Raw genomic sequence first — 19720 nt, forward strand, 5'->3', positions numbered from 1 at the left:
GGGCTTTCGCGGCATATCCTCGCCAAGGCTCCGGTATTCCACGCTCCCGTTGACAGCGGCTCCGCGCGGCTACCTACAAAGGGCCCAGTTCACGGAACTGGGCCCTTTCTTGCAGAACTAATTCAGCCTAACCAGATTGGATCGTCACGCGAACCTACGCGAAGGCGAGGTGCTTTTCCTGCTCGCGGCACTCGGTCAGGTACATGTTAATGATGACCTGATACGGCACACCCGTGCGGGCGGCTTCAGCCTTGAAGTACTCGATGTTCGCGACGTCGAGGTTCATGGTCACGGGTTTGCGCAGCCGTTCGACGTAAGGATTCGCGCGGCTCTCACTGAAATCGTACTCTTCCCTCATTTCCGCCACCTCCAATACTGGCGCTCCTCGTTTCTGGTCGACTTCCTCGCGGATATGATGCGGATTGTCGAACCCTCGCCACGGACACAATGACAGACCGTGAGAACCCGGGCCGACATGCTCATCCCGATGAGAATGAACCTCTCCTCATCACCCGAATGGTCCGGGTCATCGATGATGCGAGCATACGGGTCGTAGAACGACTCGCACGCCTCGTCGAACGTAACGGCATGCTTGCCAACGTTCGACTCGGCCTTCCGGTCGTCCCACTCAAAGTCTATGTATCCACTCTCATTCATATTGATATAATACATATATTATAAATATTCGTCAATGGCATAACGGCTGCTTGCACAAACGCCATTCAGCATGCCTCCTTAACGCCCCTTACCACGATTGCGATCGGTTCTCACCTGCTCAACCGCGCGCCTCTGCCCCTGCTCCTGCCGCTGGGGTTGCGTGCTGCCAGCCCGAGCGGCTTTCCTCGGTACGCCAGACGCCAGCTCGTTTCTCAACACATCGGCATCGCGTCGATACGCAAGCCACAAGCGCTTCACCTCGGAGTCCTCCATTACATCCTTTGACGGACGCGGGAGCCTGAGCTTTGGGAATTCTTCCACAGGAACTCCCTTATTGGCATACGCCTCCTTGCGGTAGGCAACGAAGGCGGATTTCATGGCAGCGAGATATCCCCTTTTGGCAATCGATAAACGCTCCGCCTCCGCCGCTTCGACTGCGCGGGCCTCGACAAGCTCCGCGCCCTTCCTCTCAATGTCGGCTTCTACATTCATCAAGAAGCGCTCCGCAAGCCTCTCGGGCGTGAGATCCGGGCATAGATCGGACAGCGGAATTGGAGCAACGGACGGTTCGTCTGCGTCGCCAATAAGCAGGTGACGCCCACTGCCGGAGACAGAGACGCGCCAACCCTCAAGCACCTCGCGATACTCGTAGATGTTCTCGGCCCTATCCGCCGCCAGGCGGCAAAGCTCGCTCAAATTGGCCCTAATAATCCGTTCCGCTGACGCTTCAGCGTTCCTCGCCCTGATTTCTTCGTTCTCGCGACCGATGCGTGTGACGGGACGGTATTCCCTGCCCGCCTCCTCCGCTCGACGTTTGGCGTCACGCTCCATGGCGGCAGCTCGCAACCCGAGATGGCGCGTTGGCTCCTCCTCGATTCCCCTCTCTGCATTACTCAGATGACTCACGCGCTCGTCTATATCGTTCCTCTCGAGTGCGGCGTTGACGCAATCGGCCCACAGCTTCCTGCGCTCAACAAGGGCATTCCTCGCAGCGTCCCTCGCGTCCTCACCGCTATCCGTGACGACCATGGCGACCGGGTTCTTACTCTTCCTGTCCCTCTTCCCCAATCCTGAACTTTCCGCCTCAGACATGGTGCGCTGGCAGCCGTCCTCGAAAGTGAACGCCTTCTCGTACCCCTCGCCCTTCGCCCACTGCTTCCAGTCGGCGGCGTCCACCCAAGTATCCTCACCGCCGGGTTTACGGCAGAGGTAGACCTTGATGTTCCTTCGCTGGCTCGGCCTCACAAATCCATTCCAACCGCAAGCGAGTTCCGATTCGAGGACGTGGCCGTGGAAGTTCCCATTGCCATCGGTCTGATCGTGAATCGCCCACTCAGTCGGGTGCCCAGTCGCCTTCGCGACCTTGCCCGCGTAATCCTCCATCAGGCGCTTCCTCTCGCTTGCGGAAAGCTCCTTCGGCAAAGCCATTTTCTCTCTGTGGGCATAGCACTCATTACCGCGCTGCGCCGCCTCGGCGGCGTTCCAGAGCATTTCGGGATCACGGAACGCAGCTGGCGCGAGTTTCGGTAAGGCGACTCCATGAGCAACGACCCTGTCGGCACGCCCATATGAGCACTTCATTCCCGTCAACTCCCGAAACATGGAGATGCCGCTAAGATACGCCGACGCCTTCACCGCGCTCGACCCCGCCGCCGGGGAAACGCCGTTGCGAGAAAAGTGGTATATCGCCATCCGAAGTCACCTCGAATCAAAAGGCGCGTCTCCGCATCGCGAAAACCGCCTGCACGGTTCTCGCTCTCCGTAAGAGCGCACATGAAAACCTCTCTCGCAGGCACTCGCCGAGAAAGTGGTTTTAAGTGCGCTGTTTCACGATTATAGCGCTCCAGCGCTATAATCGTGAAAGCGGGGTGCCGCCGCCCCGCCCCTGATTGGTGCCGCCGCCCATCAGGGCATCGACTACGACATATTGTCTTTTAGATACGAGGAGACACGATGTCACCCACGCCTAGACAAAGAAGCGCGAGGCTCACCGAGCAGATAAACAGACGCCGCGAAGAAATCGAAAGGCTGGAAAAACAGAAGGTCGAGTCGAAACGGGCAGAACGAAACCACCGACTCATCGTGTCAGCGGCAACCATAGAGGCCGTGGCGCACGAGCGTGGCAATGTGAAGTTCGAGATCAACGAGAAGTTGGCGCGGAAGATGGCGGAGTCGTATTTCGCTTCGCTCGAAAACACGAAGAGGAAGGAAGTCGCCGAACGCGAAGGGCTCTAGTCTGTAGCGATCGGCGCCACAATCCAACATGAAGAAGCCCAGACCCTCGCGGCGCTCCGATTGCGCCGTTGATGTCCGGGCCTCCCTTCCCCGCAGAAGTGGTCGCCACGCCTGTCCGTGCGCCCATTGCACGGGGACTACGGTCGGCCCGCACCTGCCGAGCTACACTTGCTCGGGGGCCACGGGCCTCGACCACATTCTACCCTCGGGGAACAGTTCGGGCCTCACGCGCCGGACCACGGCGAGGTAGTCCTCGCCGTCCGGCTCGTTCATGTCCTCATGGGTCGTGATGGAGCGGACGTTCTCCATGACCCACGGCTGCTTCACGAGCAGGGCGACCGCCGGGCACTGCGCCCCGAACTGGTTCTCGCGGGATTCGGCCTGCCAAGACCCGCGAGCGGTGCGCACGTTGCCCATCGGCTCGACGATTCTGCCCACGCAGTCGTACAGCTCGTCCGGATCGTAGCCGTTTCGCGCGGCCTCCTCCTCGTCGAACTCGATTTCAAAGCTCCACGGGGGCAACCCGCTCGCGTCCATTCTCTTCTCCTCCGAACATCTGGCACTCGACCACGTTCTCGACCCAATCGAGCGAGAAGGCGCAATCGACGGCCTCGGCCATCGACTCTGCCTCGACCTCCACGGGCACCCAGCTCCCGTCCTCGACCAGCGCGGTCACGACCCATCTGGACATGCTCACCGCCCGGTCGGGAGGCGGTGCGGGGCGTAGCGGCGCAGCACGTCGAGGTAGTCGATTTCGTCGGTGTCGTCCTCGAACGCGGTGATGGACCCGACGGTGCGCATGAACCAATCCGCCCTCGACAGGAGGGACAGCGAGAGGCACTGGGACTCGACCTCGTCGCCCTCCGCCGCCATCCACGTCCCCCGGACGGCGCGGACGCACCCGTAGCGGGAGACGTTCCTGTCCGTGCAGTCGTACAGCTCCTCGACGTCGTACCCGGCGGACTCCGCCCTGCCCTCGTCGAACTCGATGGTGAAGCTCCACGGCACCGGCCTAATCCCCATATCCGCTCAACCTCCTGCTTCCCATGCGGGCCACCGCGGCCCCGTCCTCGCGCGTCAGGACGAGCGCCCTGCTCTGCCCCGCGCACTCGCACCTCCAGCGCACCGCCTCGGCCTGCTCCAAGGCCATCTCGTCGGACGGCGCCGACAGGCCCAGCCGCTCCACGCGCTCCGAGAGCGCAGCATCCCTGAACACGTCGAGGCGGTACCTCACTAGAAACCGCCCTTCGCCGCGTCGATCTCCACCCGGCCAAACCCTCCGCACCCGTCGCATGCGCATTCACGATGCATGAAGCAACTGTCGCCGTCGGGGGCGTCGAGGCGCACGCACGGACCTTCGAGCGGCCCGCCGCAGTGGCAGCACATGGCATCATGGGCCTCCGCCCGCAACACGGTGCAGCGCTCGGGCAAGCCATCCTCCGTCCAGCTGTACAGGAGCGCCATATTATGAGCCACCAATTCTGAAACATGACATTGCTAAATACAGGATACAGCTTTGCCAGTCAGGTAAAGCCAAGCGCGAGCTTCATCCGACGGCAAGACGGCAAAAGACCGGAGATTGCGCTTCCATCTCCGGTCTTCCGACACTCATCCTTTCAAATCAAATCGTCCTCAATGCTTGGTCGCAGCGATATGCCTTCCTGACGTCTCCTATTTCCCCACCGCGTCGCTCAGATCAGGGTGCAGCTCAATCGCCAAGCGCATTGCCTCATCCCGGCTCACGCCCTTACTCCCTGGGATGAAGCCAGCGCACTCTGAAGGTTCCCGTATGTACCATCCCCCCTCGTTTTTGTCACCGTTCTTCGTGCTTGTGATGCAACCAATCCTGAGGCGCTTGCGCCCGTCCCCGCCGTTCCCGGCGTCTGCGGATTGCGCTTTCTCGGGGAAACGACCTTCGCGCCGGTTCCAAGCGTGGAGCTTGGATCGCCAGTCGCGAATCGGCCTGCCGTTCGTATCGCGCCAGCCATTGGCGCTGTAATAGTCGAAGAACCTTTCGGGAGGAACAATCAGGCCGCAATGCCTGCAATAAGCAATCACCTCATCGAGGGTTGGTGCGCGCATTCCCCCGCTCTCCCTCGTATCGTCTCCAGACCCAGCCCTAGCTCTAGCTCTCTTTTTATCGTTACCATTACTGTTAGCCAATGGCAGCTGCACAGCTTCAATGACGTCGCAGCAGGTAGAAGGGATTTCCGAGCGAAGTTTTTTCTCAGGTTCCTTAAAGGGACTTGCAAACGACTTATCCGAAATCTCGGAAATGTCTTCGAAACCGCTCTCAGAAACTTCCTCGCTCCCATCACGACGGCCCAAGGCGTTGATGGCTTGGCCGCGCTTATAGTCGATCTGGTTCTTTATCCCAGCGAAATAAAGCTTGGCAGGTGCCGGGAGCCTGTCTGGCTCCTTACCGTCGAAGAAATACGATGCCATTGCGCCCATTACCTTGTCATACTGGGCCGGCGACAGGTTGTCACGAGCACCTTCGTAGTGCTTTCGCTCCAACTTGAAATACTCCAAGCCGTCAAAATGTAAGTCCTCCACGACCTACTCACCTCCCCCGCAACGGCGGCGGGAATGCAGCCAGCTCTCCAAGTCCTCCATCAGATAGAGAACGGGCGAGCGAGGGGAGTCACCGATATGGACGTAAGCCGGTCCCCTACCTGCACAGCGCCAATTGGCAAGCGTTTTCGGGGAGACGCCAAGCGCACGGGCGGCGTCCTCGCTCGAAAGCGCCATCGGAACAACGCCGGGGATTAAATTGTCTTGATCTTTGTGTTTCATAACGGTTCTCCGACCACTAAACAACGGAGAGTCGATATGAAAAAGCGACACAGAGACGGGCATCTTACCCGCTCTCTGCCGTCGCTCCGTGCCTCATAACTGGACCGGCACATCCGTGAACGACATTCCCGACCGTCGTTGTCTTTCGTTCACATAATCGGATGCTGGAAGCTGTTCATCCCATCTGTAGTGTGGGTTCGCTCGTCTCGAAGCGACGGTTACCAAGCCGCCGTCCTCTCTCGGGGTCTTATGCCTAGCGATTGCTTTTCGCCAATAGCCGAACTTATGCGCATATCACGACGTTCGCGCAGCCCTGCGAGCACTCGTCTACTTTCACGGCTCCGTATGCAATTTTCTTAATATTACCCCAGATTTCCCGCTACGCCCAAGCCGACGAATGACCCGTACATATTTGAAAAGCGGGACAATAGTAGGGACACTCAAGCAAAAACGACCCTCCGCATAAAAAAATACCTGCGTTTCCGCAGGTATTTGAATTGCTTGGTCGCGGGGGCAGGATTTGAACCTACGACCTCCGGGTTATGAGCCCGGCGAGCTACCAGACTGCTCCACCCCGCAATGTCTGGATGCACCGTGTGCGCAATGAGTTATATTACGCGCAGAGCCCCTTCATTGCAAGGGCCTCCTTAAGTGTCTTCACAATTCTGACACCTTTCAACCCCGTTGGAATCGACACGCCGTTCCCAACGGTGCCCTCCGGGCACATGCTAAATCAAACCGAAATGCCGCAGCGCGTGGACCACGCCATCGTCCTTCACATGGTCGGTCACGTAGTCCGCGCGCTCCTTGAGCACCGGCATCGCATTACCCATGGCGACCTTCGTCTCCACCGCATCGAACATCGGGAGGTCGTTCTCGGAGTCACCGAACGCGAACGTGCCCGCGACTTCGCGCCCCTCCAGCTCCAGCACCTTGGCAATGCCGCTCGCCTTGGTCACGCCCCTCTGCGAATACTCGCTCGCCAGGCCCATATCGCACACGTCGAAATTGGCCTCGACCAGCTCGCACAGGCGGGCGTCGCCCATGATCGAGGGCGCCTTCAACATCCCGGGCTGCGTGAACTTGCAAAACCGCAATTCGGGAGCGAGCCCCAGCGCCTCCTCGAGGGAATGGGCGACGGGCATGTCGGGAAACGCCGGGACGGCCTCCAGCGTCCGCGACACCACGAGCGGCGTCTCGCGCGATTCGAACATCACCGTCGTGTCCACGGCGAGCACCAGGCGAATGAGCTCAGCCGCCAGCTCGGAATCGATCAGCGTCTCGTGCACGACCTCGCCGCCCAGCGACACGCACGACCCCGCCGCGGAGATCACGCCGTCGAACCCGGCGGCCACGAGCGCGTCGCTCACCATGGAAAGCGGGCGCCCCGTGCAGACGTACGCATGGTGCCCGCGCTCCCGCAACCGCCCGATTGCGTCGAGCACGCCCGACGTCGGCAAGATCTTGGTGAAATCCTCCCCCTCGGGGATGTTCGCAGGGTCCACCCAGACGAGCGTGCCATCTACATCGAAGAACAACGACGCCGAGGAGTCCCCCAATCCGCGCGCCGTCGATGTAGCCAAAGCCGCTCCGGCCTCCATAGAGGCCCCCGCAAGGGGCGTCCAAACCGCACTCGAATCATCGAGCATACATATCCTTCCCCTCTCTTGTGCTCGAACCATGATAGCAAGCTCATCAGCACAGAAGAGGAGCGTACGCGTAAGGAAGCTGCCATAATACAAAGAGATTATGGACAGACGGCCGCGCATCATACACACGATTTTGCCGCCACTTATATTAGGAGTGACCATGGCGCAGACGCCCCTCACGCCTCCCAACACTGCCGCGCACGAGTTTTACGCGAGCTGCCCCGAGGGCTTTGAAGCCGCCCTTGCCGACGAACTGCGCTCTTTCGGCCTGCGTCAGGTTCGTCGCCTCAAGGGCCGCGTCACGTTCGCGGGCGCGCCCCTCGATGCCTACCGCGCCTGCCTGTGGTCGCGCCTGGCGAGCCGCGTCTTTGTTACCCTCGCCCGCTTCGATTGCGTCACCGCGGACGACTTGTACGAGGGCTCACGCGCCATCGCTTGGGAGAACGTCCTCGCGCCTGGCGCAACCATCGCCATCTCGGCGCGCGGCACGAGCGATGAGCTGCGCAACTCCCATTATTCCGCCCTGCGCGTGAAGGATGCCCTGTGCGACCGCCTCGTCGAGATCGCCGGCCGTCGCCCCAACGTGGACGTGGATGACCCCGACGCGCGCATCCTGCTCACGCTGCGCGGAGACCGCGCCAGCCTGCACCTCGACCTTTCCGGCGACCCGCTGTTCAAGCGCCTCCCGCGCGAGGCAATCCGCCCCGGCGCCGCCCACGTGCTGCGGCCCGACTACGCCGCGCTGGCCCTGACGCAGCTTGGCTGGCAACAGGCCTGCTCGCACGCCATGGCATGCGCGAGCGACACGGCGGCCTCCACCGCGGACGACGGCACCGCCTCCGTCTTCCCCATCCTGGTCGATGCCTGCTGCGCTGGCGGCGGCATCGTGCTGGAGGCAGCCCAGATCCTCGCCGACCGCGCGCCCGGCCTCGAGCGCGACAACTGGGGGTTCAAAGCATGGGCGGAGTACGACGAATCCGCGTGGCTCTCCCTGCGCAAAGAGGCGCTCGGGCGCATCGACGCGGCGCGCGACCGCACGGCGCGCATTCTTGCCACCGACATTTCCGGTGACGCCGTCTCGTGCGCGCGCCGCGTCCTCAAGGCATCCGGCCCCTCGGACCGCGTGATCTTCGCCCAGCCCGACGCGCAGAAAATCGTCCGCAAACTCGCCATTCCCGCTATCGGCGACACCCAGATCGTCGGCGGCATCGTCATCGACACGACCGAGGTCCCCCTCACCAAGCTGCCGCGCCTTCTCTCCCTCGTTACCGACCTGCGCACCGGCGCGGGCGCACCCTTTGGGGAAGCCCTCGTCGGCAAGCCCGTCACCGTCCTCACGCGCGACAACGTCCTCGAGCAAGCCCTCGGCACCCCCCGCGGTCGCCTGTCCATCATGCCGAACAACGAGGGGGCCCAGCTCCTCACGTTCGTCGAACTCTCTGAGGGTGACCTCGAGGACACCGAGGCCGCAGACGACGAGCGAGTCGCACCCGCGGGCACCACCGCCATCGACCTGGGCGATGGTAAGCCCTGCCCCGTCATGCTGCCCGAGTCCGAGCAGTTCGCGCGCCGTCTGCGCAAAGTCGCTAAGCAGCGCCGCAAGTGGGCGCAGCGCGAGGGCATCACCTGCTACCGCGTCTACGATGCCGACCTGCCCGATTACTCCGCCGCCATCGACCTGTACGAAGGCAGTGCCACGACCCCGGGCCGCTGGCTCGTGGTTGCCGAGTATGCCGCCCCGCGCCACATCGACCCGGCACTCGCCGAGGCGCGTCTGCTCGACATGCTCGCCATCGCGCCGCGCATCCTCGACGTGAACCCCGAAAACGTATTCGCCAAGGCCCGCATCCGCTCGCGCGGCGGGTCGCAATACGGCAAGCAGGCGGGCGGCACGTCCGCGGCGGCAATGGGTGGCAACGGGGTCGTCGGCGTGCGCAAGGGCGGCGCCGGCCAAGGCCCGAGCCCCAAAGCCGCCGCTCGCGCACCCCAGGGCACCGGCGCGGGGACCCCGTCCGACATCCGGACTCGCAGGCTCCCCCTCATCGAAGAGGGCGGCCTCACCTTCGCCGTCAACTTCAACGACTACCTCGACACGGGCATCTTCCTCGACCACCGCATCACGCGCAGCCTGGTGCGCGAGCACGCCCGCGGCAAGCGGTTCTTCCTCAACCTGTTCGCCTACACCGGCACGGCCACCTGCTACGCGGCCGACGCCGGCGTGGAGGAGACCGTCACCGTGGACCTCTCCAACACCTACCTGGACTGGGCCGAGCGCAACATGGAGCAAAACGGCTTTGTGGGCCCCGACCACCATTACGTGCGCGCCGACGTCATGAGCTGGATCCGCGACATGCGCGCCACACGCAACCGCTGGGACCTCATCTTTTGCGACCCGCCCACCTTCTCCAACTCGAGCAAAATGGGTCGCCGCACGTGGGATGTCCAGCGCGACCACGTGGAGCTGCTCGTGGGCCTCTCGCGCCTGCTCTCCCGAGAGGGCGAGGCGATCTTCTCCTGCAACCTGCGCACCTTCCGCCCCGATACCGAGGAGCTCGCACGCGCCGGTGTGGTGCTCACCGACATCACCGCGCAGACCATCCCCGAGGACTTCGCCCGCAACCAGCGCATTCACCACTGCTACCTGGTCCGCCGCCACACCTCCGAGGAGGCCATGCGCATGGTGGGCATGGACGAGAGCGCCATTCGCGAGCGCACGCGCGAGCTGCGCGAGAACGCCCGGCGCCATGACGATGCACGTAGCAGCGAACCGAGCGGCAGCAACACCCGCCGCGAAAAGACGCGCCGCCGCGATGCGCGCGGCGGGCGCTGACCCAACATGAGGGCCTAAGGGGCGTGCACTCTTCGGTATCTGCGTTCCCCGAGAGTTAACTCTCGGGGAACGAATCAGGCGAACCGGGAGAAAAGCTCCCGCGAGAGTTAACTTTCGCGGGAGGAGGGCACGGGACAGGGGAAGGAAACGGAAGCAACCCACCCTTCTATTTGCGTTCCTGCAGCTTGTGACATATAGCGTTTGCCCTGCACAATCCCTATAATGGCTTGAACGTTAGATGGCATGCATATGCCTCTCGGCGCGCTGGGGGAAGGCCGGCGCCGGGTCATCTTCGCCAAGGAGCAATACCGCAATGGCACACTCAACTGAATCATCCGAGCACGGGCACGGTTCTGCCGCGATCCCGGTAAGCATCGGCGCGATGCTCGTCACCCTGGGCGTCGTGTACGGCGACATCGGCACGTCGCCCATGTACGTCACCAAGGCGCTGCTTGCGGGCCAAGGCGGCATCATGACCGTGACCGAGGAGTTCATCCTCGGCGCGCTCTCGCTCGTCATCTGGACGGTCACGCTGCTGACCACCGTCAAGTACGTGCTCGTCTCCCTCAAGGCCGACAACCACGGCGAGGGCGGCATCTTCGCGCTCTACAGCATCGTGCGCAAATACGGCAAATGGCTCATCCTCCCCGCCATGCTCGGAGGTGCCGCCCTGCTCGCCGACGGCATCCTCACCCCCGCGGTGACCATCACCACGGCCATCGAGGGCCTGCGCACCATCCCCGCCGTGCACGACATCATGGGTGACAACCAGATGAACGTCGTGGTCATCACGCTCATCATCGTGTGCCTGCTGTTCGCGGTGCAGCGCGTGGGCACTTCCAAGATCGGCCATGCCTTCGGCCCGGTCATGACGTTTTGGTTCCTGTTCCTCGGCGGCGCGGGTCTCATCTACGTGCTCGGCAACCCTGTTGTCCTGCTCGCGTTCAACCCGCTGCGCGGCATCAGCTTCCTGCTGTCTCCCAACAACCATGCCGGCATCATGATCTTGGGTAGCTGCTTCCTCGCCACTACCGGCGCCGAGGCCCTCTACTCCGACATGGGCCACGTCGGCCGCGGCAACATCTATGCTACCTGGCCCTTCGTCAAGATCTGCCTCATCCTGTCCTACCTCGGCCAGGGCGCTTGGCTGCTCGCCAACGCCGGCAACCCCGAGCTCGCCCTCATCGAGGACCTCAACCCGTTCTTCCAGATGCTGCCCGAGATGGTTCGTCCGTTCGGCGTCATCCTTTCCACCTGCGCCGCGATCATCGCGAGCCAGGCGCTCGTGACCGGCGCGTTCTCGCTCGTGTCCGAGGCCAGCCGCCTCGATCTCATGCCCCACATGCAGATCTTCTACCCCGCCGAGACCAAGGGCCAGCTCTACATCCCCATGGTCAACAACGTCATGTGGGTCGGCTGCGTTATCGTCGTGCTGCTGTTCCAGAGCTCCGCTCACATGGAGGCCGCCTACGGTCTGGCCATCACCATCACGATGATCTGCACCTCCGTGCTGCTCTTCTTCTACCTGCACGGCGTGCGCAAGATGAAGGTCTTCCCCTGGGCCTTCGTCATCTTCTTCGTCGCGCTTGAGGGCTTCTTCTTCGTGTCCTCGCTCACGAAGTTCTTCCATGGCGGCTACTTCACCATCCTGATGGCCGCGCTCATCATGGGCGTCATGGTCAGCTGGTACAACGGCAGCCGCGTCGAGCGCCGCCAGTACACGATGCTCCCCGTGCGCAAATACATCGACCAGCTCGACCGTCTACGCAACGACTCGCACTACGAGACGCTCTGCGACAACCTGGTCTACCTCACCAACAGCACGTCGACCGACATGCTCGACCGCGACATCCTGTACTCGATCTTCGATAAGCACCCCAAGCGCGCCCGCGCCTACTGGTTCCTGAACGTCGAGGTCACCGATGAGCCGCACACCTTCGAGTACTCCGTGGAAAACTACGGCACCGACTTTGTGTACCGCGTGCACCTCCACCTGGGTTACAAGGTCAATCAGCGCGTGAACGCCTACCTGCGCCAGATCGTTTCCGACCTGTCCGCGTCCGGTGAGCTGCCGCCGCAGGTGCACGATTATTCCGTGTACGACAAGCCCGGTGTGGTCGGCTCCTTCCGCTTCTGCCTGATCCGCAAGACGCTTGCGCCCGAGTCCGACGTCGAGCAGCGTGAGCGCCACGCCATCGCGATGAAGTACGCGATCCGCCGCTTCGCCGGTTCGCCGGTGCAGTGGTTCGGCCTGGAGAACTCCAGCGTGTTCTACGAGTACGTGCCGCTGTTCACCAAGTTCAAGCCGGTCGACCGCATCGCACGCGTCGCCATGGATGAGCGCTGCTAACGAGCGCCTCCGCAATCTCACTGAATGTCAAAAAGACCCATCCAACCGGATGGGTCTTTTTTGTTTGCGCGTACCAGGACGTTCGCCACGAAACCGAGGCCCCAGCGGAGCCCCGAGCATCGCGCTTGAGATGTTTCTACCAGCCCTTTCCAAGCCAATTCCGAAGCCACAAGTCCATCGACCGGCTCATCTCGGCCATGAAGTCGCTCGTGTGCTTGCGCGTGTAAATGTCGCGCACACGCGCCCCGGACTCCGTTGCGTGAGGGCGGAACATCGCGTCCATCTCGGCGATTTGAGCGTCCATAGTCGGAGCGTCGGCGCGGCGATAGCGCTCCTCCATCACAAGGTTGACGGTCGGATGCGGGGTTGCCGGGCGCTCCTTCTTAGGGGTTCCAAGGATGAGCATACTCAAGGGCACGGTGTGCTCGGGCAAATACAGAAGGTCACGCACCTCCTCGGCGTTCTCTATGATGTCGCCTATGTAGCAGGTGCCCAATCCCACCGCCTCGGCGGCAATTGCCGCATTCTGCGCCGCAATCACCGCGTCCTGCGCCGCGATTCCAAAATCGCCCAGACCGGGATGCGGGCGGGCAGTGCAGCCAGATTCGGTCGCGAATTCCTCGGTCAAGCACCCCACGTGCTCGAACAGGTCGGTCCACTTGCAGTAGTCCACCACAAACACCAGCGCCCACGGCGCCTTGGAGATCATCGGCTGATTGTCGCAAAGCACCGCGAGGCGATCTCGCGTCGCCTGCTCGCGAATATCGATAATCGAATACATCATCATCGCCCCGGCGCTTGGGGCCCTACTCGCAGCATGGAGCACGGCCTCCCGCTGTTCGGCCGTGATTTCCACCGTCAAGTCGAACTGCCGTGTCGAGCTCCTGCGCTCGATGCAGTCGAGCACCGCGTTTCCCGTCATTCCCATTTACCGCCGTCCTTAAGCATCGGTTACGCTTCTTGGCCCATTCTATGGAAACAACGGATACCTGCAGCTTATCGACTAAATCTCGACAATCCGTGGGTAGTATGTTCCCTTGTCGCCTTCCGCGCGTAGCACATGTTTATCAAGGCCGGGTAAGCGCTGTCCAGGATTTGGGCACGCCGCCTGCTTCAACATCCGTTGAGCGAAGAAGAGGTTGTCGTATGTTCACTGCCATCGTATCCATCGCGGGGCTTGTCGCCTCCGCCTACTTGGGCCGTCGGGAGCTCACCCGTCGCAAGGAATCGGGTGATCGCTCCGGCATGGGCTGGGGCATCACGTTCTGCATCATGCAGGCCATTGCCGTCGCGCTGGGCTTTCTCGGCATGGCGCCCGACGACATCCTCTCTCCCATCATCCTGAACGCCGTGCTCACCGCCTGCACTTGGGCCTCTTTCGCGCGTGACATCACCTGGGCGCGCATCGAATCCTACATGCGTTTCGGTGACGAACTCGCCGCCCGCACCTTCCGACCCGACTGCGGTGCATGTGACAAGTACGATGCGTGCGCACATCGCATCACCCGCGACGAGGACCTCTCCCGCATCGGTCGCCTGGGCCGTAAGCTGCGCGGCCGCGCCCACGAGCTCCGCATCGCGCTGCACCGCCCCACCGCGGTCTGCGTGATGTTGCTCTTGCTCGCCGGCCTGTTCGCCATGCTCGGGCTCGAAACCCCCTCCAACCATGACCTCACCTGGTGCTACCCGCTGTGCATCCTGCTTGAGTGGGCACTCATCACCGCCGTCATGGCCGGCCTGTTCTACCTATTCCAGCGTCGCGGTGGCGCCCCGGCGTTCGTCGCCTTCCTATGCTGGGGCATCGGCATGGCGCAGTTCTTCGTCATCACGTTCAAGTCCATGCCCATCCAGCCCGCCGACCTTTCCGCCCTGGGCACTGCCGCTGCGGTGAGCGGCGGCTTCACCTACATTTTCAGCGCGTTCGGCCTGTACGGCATGGCCTTCCTGGCCATCTCCATGCTGCTGTGCTCGCTCGCCGGCGTCTTCCGCCCCGAGCCCGCCAAGCGCAACCGCCGCCTCTTCCTCACCAACCTGTTGATCGGTGCCCTGTGCCTCGTTGGCGTTGGCGCCCACGTCACGCTCATCGACTACTACAACACCCTCAACATCACCGTGTACACCTGGCGCCCGCTCGAGAGCTACTACCGCCAGGGTTTCATCCCCACGTTCATCTCCTCCGCGCAGACCATCAAGCCGCCCGTGCCCGAGGACTACGACATGGCCAAGGCTGAAAAGCTCGAGAAGAAGCTCGCCGGCGAGTACGACGAGACCACCGGCAAGACCCAGCAGCGCACCGATGCCGAGGCCCAATTCGCCGAGGAAAAGCCCACGGTTATCGCCATCATGAACGAGACATTCTCGGACCTCTCCATCTACCAGAACATGCATGCCGGCTACAACGGCCCGCAGTTCTTCAAGAACCTCCCCGACACCCTCTCGCGCGGCACCCTCTACGTGAGCGCGTACGGCGGCGGCACCTGCAACACCGAGTTCGAGTTCCTCACCGGTAACTCCATGTCCTATCTGGGGTCGGGCGTGTACCCCTACACGATCTACGACCTGCTCGACACCAAGAATCTCGCCGAGCAGTTCAAGGACCTGGGCTACACCACCACGGCCATGCACCCCAACCACGGCACCAACTGGAACCGCGAGAACGTCTACTCCGGCTTCGGCTTCGATCGCTTCATGACGATCAACGACTTCCAGGATGCCGAGAAGCTCCGCGGCATGGTGTCCGACGCCGCCACCTACGACAAGATCCTCGAGATGCTCGAGTCCGACTCCGCGCCTCAGTTCATCTTCGACGTGACCATGCAGAACCACTCCGGCTATGACACCGGTCTGCTCCCGCCCGACAAGCTGAACAACTACCTGATTGACGGCGCGGTGAACAACGAGGTCAACGAGTATCTGTCCCTCATTGAGGAATCCGACCGCGCGCTCAAGGACTTCGTTGGCAAGCTACGCAAGCTCGACCGCCCCGTCGTGCTCGTGTTCTTTGGCGACCACCAGCCGTTCTTCCCCGACAAGTACAACAACCGCTGGTTCACCAATGAGGATAAGGCCGAGCACAACATGCGCCTGTGGACCACCGACTACCTCATCTGGGCGAACTACGATGTCGCCGGCAACGACCAGGACAGCCATGTGGACAATCTCTCCACCAACTACCTGGGCACCGAGATGATGAACATCATCGGCGCGCCGCTCAACGACTACCAGAAGGCCCAGCTCACCCTGCGCAGCGCGCTGCCCGCCATCAACACCACCGGCTACCTTGACGCCACCGGCACCATCTACCTGTCCAGCGTCAAGGAGGATGAGAACGGCGGAGATGCCCAGACTTCGCTGCAAAAGGCACTGCAGGCGCGCTCCGAGTACGCCACGATTCAGTACTACGAGCTCTTCGGCGACGGCAAGGATGTGTACACCAAGCTTCGCCAGAGCGCCGCGAACGAGACCGATCCGAACCTCGCGCCCGGTACGACGCAGATCAAGTAACCCGAGCGAAAGGTCGAGAGGCAAGCGCTCGGCCCGCTTCTGCATATCATGACGTCAAAACCCCTGCATGCGATCAAAACATGCAGGGGTTTTGCATATGATTGCCGTCTCCGTTTTTCATTTGAGGGACTTTTGGTAATTACTTTCCGACCTTGCCCGGTAGACAACCCCAACGCCAAAATAAACCCGCAGGTAGGGCGCCCAACTTCTCATCCGCTACTTCACGGTTTCGAATTCTAATTACCAAAAGTCCCATTCATGAACTATCCGACACGCCGCACCCCCACCAAGCGATCAACCAAACCTCAGTCGATGCGCAATCCGGTCGAGCACGGCGACGGGCACCTCGGCGTGACCTTCCAGATACTCCCGGACCGTTCCGTAGCGCTCGTGCAGATGCTCAAGCGTCAATTCCATCTCGGCGGGAATCGCCTCGAACAGGCAACGAGGAGCGCGACGGCACAAAAGTGCGGAAACAGCCACGCGCTGAGCGCGCAGCCCCCGTCCGAGATACCGCTGCGTAGCCGCATAGTCCGCAACGATATCCCCATCCGAAACCCCAGCGAGCCCCAGCAGCAACATCGCCACAACGCCCGTCCGGTCTTTGCCCGCCCGACAATGAAACAGCGTGCAGCCGTCCTGCCCAAAGGCGTCAATCGACTCCATCACGCGCCGGATGCTCGAAGCGTGATTGTCGAGCAGCCCCTTGTACACCGTCGACATGCGATCCGGCAGTGCGTCACGAAACTTTCCCGAATTGAGCTGGTCGAGCATCTGAACATGCACGTACGCCACACCGTCTCGGCCGCGGGCATAAGGATCGGGCCAATGGCCAACCTCAAAATCGCTGCGCAAATCGACAACGCACTTCAGGCCCTCTCCGTACTCCTGCAGATATTCATAGTCTCCAGGCGTCAATTTGCGAAGAGACGGGCCGCGAAGAAAGATGCCATATGCTGTTTCCCCTTGCGAGCCGTCCTCCGCCCTATACGCATACCCGCCCAAATCGCGCACGTTTCTCACGCGGGCAAGCGGAAGCTGCTGGGAGCCGGCGGAATGAACTGCGGCACCGCGCCGCTCAATTGCAATTACCATATGCGCCAATCCACCTTGCGAATCGAAGCTCTCATACACTGGATCTTGCCATGCGGTTTGTACACTACATCGTATCGCTCGGTGTTCGCCACTTGCTTACGCAACGCTTACGGCATCCCGCTCTGCCTCGAAATGCCCGAATCGCCAAAACAAAGGGGCGAATGCCTTTGCACCCGCCCCGCTCTCTCAAGTTGAAGATGGTCCCTGGATGAAGATGGTCCCCGAATTGAGCCGTTTGATATTGGGAGCAGCCCCCGAATTGAGACTGTTTGGCATTTGCGCACCCTTACAGGTCGCACGCCTTATACACCCGCAGAGAGACCAGCGCGCTCACGATATAGCACACCACACCGAAAATCAAAGCGCCCATGGCAAACGACGTCAGGCCCTCAGGCGTTTCCGCGAACGAAAGCGCCTGTTGCATGGCCATAATGGCCTCCTCGCCCATGAAGCCGCCCACCATTAACGGCGCAACTCCCAAGAACATCATGATGAAGGGCAGCCACTGCGTCGCCTTGGTCTGGCCGAATTTGAAGAACACCGGCATGGATACCGATGCGGTCACAAACCCCATGGCACTGCAGAACGCAAGGGCGAACACCCCCGCCTGAATCATATCCGCATCGAGGCGCACCACGTTGGCGACCACCTCGGGAAGTAGCGAAGCCCCGCCCATCCAGGACAGCAGGCACGCCGCTACGGCAACGAACAGCGACGCGATCAGCGTGCCCGCCAGCACGAACAGATAGCGACCCAACACCACATCTCTGCGCGACACGGGCATGGTCAACCTAAACGCAGCCCAATCGTTTTGCTCGTCGTAATGACTCGCACTATTTGACAGGCTGAACATCCCCATCATGAAAATGATGCCCGGCAACATGGAAGTGCTGCCCACGCCTACCGTGAAACACACCGCCATGAACAGGATGCTGAACACCAGCTGCCTGAGGTATTGCCCAGACACCGTGAGCTCCATCTTGAGCATGCGCATCATCGCGCATCACCGCCTTTCTGGACGCCGTCACGCGGATGCAGGACCGTGCCCTTGAGGACGAGCGCCATGTAGTCGTCAATCGACACGCGGTCACATGGGATCTGCGGGAACGCGCGCATGAACTCAAAACGATCGGAAACGAGCAGGTCCACACCATAGTCGTGATGCAAAACGCGCACCTCCATAGGCGCCTGCGCGCTCGCCAGCACCTGCTCGACCTCCGCCGCACGGCACCGCGCCACTCCCATGAGGTCGCAGATTTCGTCCTTGTCGCACGCAAACACGATACGCCCGTCATCGATGCACACCACCGTGTCGGCGATCTTGTCGAGATCGCTCGTGATATGGCTGCTCATCAGAATCGCATGCTGCGGGTTTCCCGCGGCATCCTCCACCGCCACAAACTCGCGCAGCATGTCGAGCACCTCATCGCGTGCCATGGGGTCGAGCCCGGCGGTCGCCTCGTCCAAGATGAGCACCTGCGGGTTGTGCGCCAGGGCGCAAGCCAAGCTCAACTTCATACCCATACCGCGAGACAGCTCTTTAATCGCCTTCCTCGAATCGAGCTTGAACCGGTGAAGATACTCTTCGAACACGCGCGCGTCCCAATTCCGATACGCGCGCTCCATAAGCTTGCCGACCTCGGCGATCTTGATATGCGGCGGCGTCGAAACGGTGTCGAACACTACGCCGATGCGCTCCTTCACCGCGGCGTCGGCGCCGGACAGCCCGCGCGCATCGACACCCAAGATTCGGGCATCGCCCGCATCGATACCGATGATGCCGAGCAGGGCCTTGATGGTCGTTGATTTACCAGCGCCGTTCTGCCCGATAAAACCCACGATTTGCCCCGGTTCCACCGTGAGGGATACGCCCTGCAGTGTGAAGCCGTCGTAATGCTTGGTGATATTGCGAGCCTCGATAAGAGGCGCGCCCACTCGTGATGAAGTCATAGCTAGTCGTCACTCTCCAAAAGGGTCCTCATCATCTCGATGAGCTCCTCATCGCCCAAATCGAGCGCCCTGCCAGCTTCGATGGCCTGAAGCAGGCGCTCCTCGACCTCGCGCAGTCGCTCCTCGCGCAGCAGCTCGTCATTGCCACCGGCCACGAAGCTGCCCTTGCCCTGCACCGTCTCGATGAACCCCTGCGCCTCCAAGTCCGCGTAGGCCCGCTTAGTCGTGATGGCGCTCACGCGCAAGCTGTTCGCAAGCGCGCGGATCGAGGGGAGCTGCTCGCCCGCACTCAGGCCACCCGCCATGATCTGGCTTTTGACCTGCCGGACGATCTGCTCGTAGATGGGCTGGTTGCTCGAATTCGAAATGATGATTTCCACGAATCAATGTTCCCTTCCCGTCTGCGCGTTGGGCGTCCCCGTCGCGCCACGGTCACTCCCAGACGTCATGAGGCGACCACAACCGAGCATACTGTATATACTCGATAGTTACAGTATATACACACCTATACACAGTGCAAGTACTATTTTGAAGATACGGGTTGAGGGAAAAGCGCAGGATGCGCAGCCGCTTCAAAACAAAACGGGCAGCAGGACCTCCTCTGAACTGCCTCCCATTTCTTGGACTGGAAAATAAAGTCCTCGAGATGGGAGG

General features: G+C 61.6%; 20 protein-coding genes and 1 tRNA gene. 4 read left to right on the top strand and 17 right to left on the bottom strand.

What is annotated here, in order from left to right:
• Positions 1-154: 154 nt before the first annotated feature.
• The 3 genes from ACT8II_RS07730 to ACT8II_RS07740 form a co-directional block, all read right to left on the bottom strand.
• Positions 155-358: a hypothetical protein gene (locus ACT8II_RS07730; RefSeq protein WP_443813627.1), complete on the bottom strand. Its 204-nt coding sequence runs from the start codon at positions 356-358 to the stop codon at positions 155-157.
• Positions 355-672, bottom strand: a complete 318-nt coding sequence (locus ACT8II_RS07735) for a BrnT family toxin (RefSeq protein WP_443813629.1) — start codon at positions 670-672, stop codon at positions 355-357. The genes ACT8II_RS07730 and ACT8II_RS07735 overlap by 4 nt, the downstream gene beginning before the upstream one ends.
• Before the next feature lie 63 nt (positions 673-735).
• On the bottom strand, positions 736-2292 hold the full coding sequence (locus ACT8II_RS07740) for a MobA/MobL family protein (RefSeq protein ID WP_443813631.1): 1557 nt from the start codon (positions 2290-2292) through the stop codon (positions 736-738).
• Positions 2293-2610: 318 nt separating this feature from the next.
• Here ACT8II_RS07740 and ACT8II_RS07745 point away from each other — a divergent pair, with 318 nt between their 5' ends.
• Positions 2611-2892 carry a hypothetical protein gene (locus ACT8II_RS07745; RefSeq protein WP_443813633.1) on the top strand — a complete coding sequence of 94 codons (282 nt, stop codon included), beginning with the start codon at positions 2611-2613 and terminating at the stop codon, positions 2890-2892.
• 162 nt (positions 2893-3054) lie between these two features.
• On the opposite strand, the gene ACT8II_RS07750 is transcribed toward ACT8II_RS07745, so the two are convergent.
• The 9 genes from ACT8II_RS07750 to ACT8II_RS07790 form a co-directional block, all read right to left on the bottom strand.
• On the bottom strand, positions 3055-3429 hold the full coding sequence (locus ACT8II_RS07750; RefSeq protein WP_443813635.1) for a hypothetical protein: 375 nt from the start codon (positions 3427-3429) through the stop codon (positions 3055-3057).
• Positions 3395-3583 carry a hypothetical protein gene (locus ACT8II_RS07755; RefSeq protein WP_443813637.1) on the bottom strand — a complete coding sequence of 63 codons (189 nt, stop codon included), beginning with the start codon at positions 3581-3583 and terminating at the stop codon, positions 3395-3397. Before ACT8II_RS07755 ends, ACT8II_RS07750 begins: the two co-directional genes overlap by 35 nt.
• Positions 3584-3585: 2 nt before the next feature.
• Positions 3586-3915, bottom strand: a complete 330-nt coding sequence (locus ACT8II_RS07760; protein ID WP_443813639.1) for a hypothetical protein — start codon at positions 3913-3915, stop codon at positions 3586-3588.
• Positions 3905-4126: a hypothetical protein gene (locus ACT8II_RS07765; RefSeq protein ID WP_443813640.1), complete on the bottom strand. Its 222-nt coding sequence runs from the start codon at positions 4124-4126 to the stop codon at positions 3905-3907. Before ACT8II_RS07765 ends, ACT8II_RS07760 begins: the two co-directional genes overlap by 11 nt.
• Positions 4126-4356 carry a hypothetical protein gene (locus ACT8II_RS07770; RefSeq protein WP_443813642.1) on the bottom strand — a complete coding sequence of 77 codons (231 nt, stop codon included), beginning with the start codon at positions 4354-4356 and terminating at the stop codon, positions 4126-4128. The genes ACT8II_RS07765 and ACT8II_RS07770 overlap by 1 nt, the downstream gene beginning before the upstream one ends.
• 207 nt (positions 4357-4563) lie before the next feature.
• The gene (locus ACT8II_RS07775) at positions 4564-5448 is read right to left on the bottom strand and encodes a hypothetical protein (RefSeq protein WP_443813644.1); all 885 of its coding nucleotides are present in this window, start codon (positions 5446-5448) and stop codon (positions 4564-4566) included.
• Positions 5449-5451: 3 nt separating this feature from the next.
• Positions 5452-5751 carry a helix-turn-helix transcriptional regulator gene (locus ACT8II_RS07780; RefSeq protein WP_443813645.1) on the bottom strand — a complete coding sequence of 100 codons (300 nt, stop codon included), beginning with the start codon at positions 5749-5751 and terminating at the stop codon, positions 5452-5454.
• 439 nt (positions 5752-6190) lie between these two features.
• Positions 6191-6267 (bottom strand) — tRNA-Met (locus tag ACT8II_RS07785).
• Positions 6268-6416: 149 nt separating this feature from the next.
• Positions 6417-7337 carry an HAD hydrolase family protein gene (locus tag ACT8II_RS07790; protein ID WP_158574778.1) on the bottom strand — a complete coding sequence of 307 codons (921 nt, stop codon included), beginning with the start codon at positions 7335-7337 and terminating at the stop codon, positions 6417-6419.
• 160 nt (positions 7338-7497) lie between these two features.
• On the opposite strand from ACT8II_RS07790, the gene rlmKL reads away from it, so the two are divergent.
• Entirely contained in the window at positions 7498-10167 is a 2670-nt protein-coding gene (rlmKL, locus tag ACT8II_RS07795; RefSeq protein ID WP_118652204.1) for a bifunctional 23S rRNA (guanine(2069)-N(7))-methyltransferase RlmK/23S rRNA (guanine(2445)-N(2))-methyltransferase RlmL, read from the top strand.
• Between the two features lie 313 nt (positions 10168-10480).
• A complete protein-coding gene (locus ACT8II_RS07800; protein WP_233545979.1) occupies positions 10481-12517 on the top strand; it encodes a KUP/HAK/KT family potassium transporter in 2037 nt (678 codons plus the stop codon).
• Between the two features lie 136 nt (positions 12518-12653).
• Here the strand turns inward: ACT8II_RS07800 and ACT8II_RS07805 are convergent, their stop codons facing one another.
• Positions 12654-13445 carry a nitroreductase family protein gene (locus tag ACT8II_RS07805; protein WP_118652201.1) on the bottom strand — a complete coding sequence of 264 codons (792 nt, stop codon included), beginning with the start codon at positions 13443-13445 and terminating at the stop codon, positions 12654-12656.
• 218 nt (positions 13446-13663) lie between these two features.
• Here ACT8II_RS07805 and ACT8II_RS07810 point away from each other — a divergent pair, with 218 nt between their 5' ends.
• A complete protein-coding gene (locus tag ACT8II_RS07810; protein WP_443813648.1) occupies positions 13664-16021 on the top strand; it encodes an LTA synthase family protein in 2358 nt (785 codons plus the stop codon).
• A 294-nt stretch (positions 16022-16315) separates the two neighbouring features.
• Here ACT8II_RS07810 and ACT8II_RS07815 read toward each other — a convergent pair whose 3' ends face one another.
• The 4 genes from ACT8II_RS07815 to ACT8II_RS07830 all read right to left on the bottom strand — a co-directional run bounded on the left by ACT8II_RS07815 (position 16316) and on the right by ACT8II_RS07830 (position 19446).
• Entirely contained in the window at positions 16316-17116 is an 801-nt protein-coding gene (locus tag ACT8II_RS07815) for a tyrosine-protein phosphatase (protein WP_443813650.1), read from the bottom strand.
• 286 nt (positions 17117-17402) lie between these two features.
• Positions 17403-18113 (bottom strand): ABC-2 transporter permease, encoded by a 711-nt coding sequence (locus ACT8II_RS07820; RefSeq protein ID WP_443813652.1) that lies wholly within the window; start codon positions 18111-18113, stop codon positions 17403-17405.
• Positions 18110-19066, bottom strand: coding sequence for an ABC transporter ATP-binding protein (locus tag ACT8II_RS07825; protein ID WP_443813653.1), 957 nt, complete (start codon positions 19064-19066; stop codon positions 18110-18112). The genes ACT8II_RS07820 and ACT8II_RS07825 overlap by 4 nt, the downstream gene beginning before the upstream one ends.
• A gap of 2 nt (positions 19067-19068) precedes the next feature.
• Positions 19069-19446 (bottom strand): GntR family transcriptional regulator, encoded by a 378-nt coding sequence (locus ACT8II_RS07830; protein ID WP_443813655.1) that lies wholly within the window; start codon positions 19444-19446, stop codon positions 19069-19071.
• Between the last annotated feature and the right edge of the window lie 274 nt (positions 19447-19720).

The organism is Collinsella sp. (genome assembly GCF_052346665.1).
In the GTDB taxonomy this organism is placed as follows: Bacteria; Actinomycetota; Coriobacteriia; order Coriobacteriales; family Coriobacteriaceae; genus Collinsella.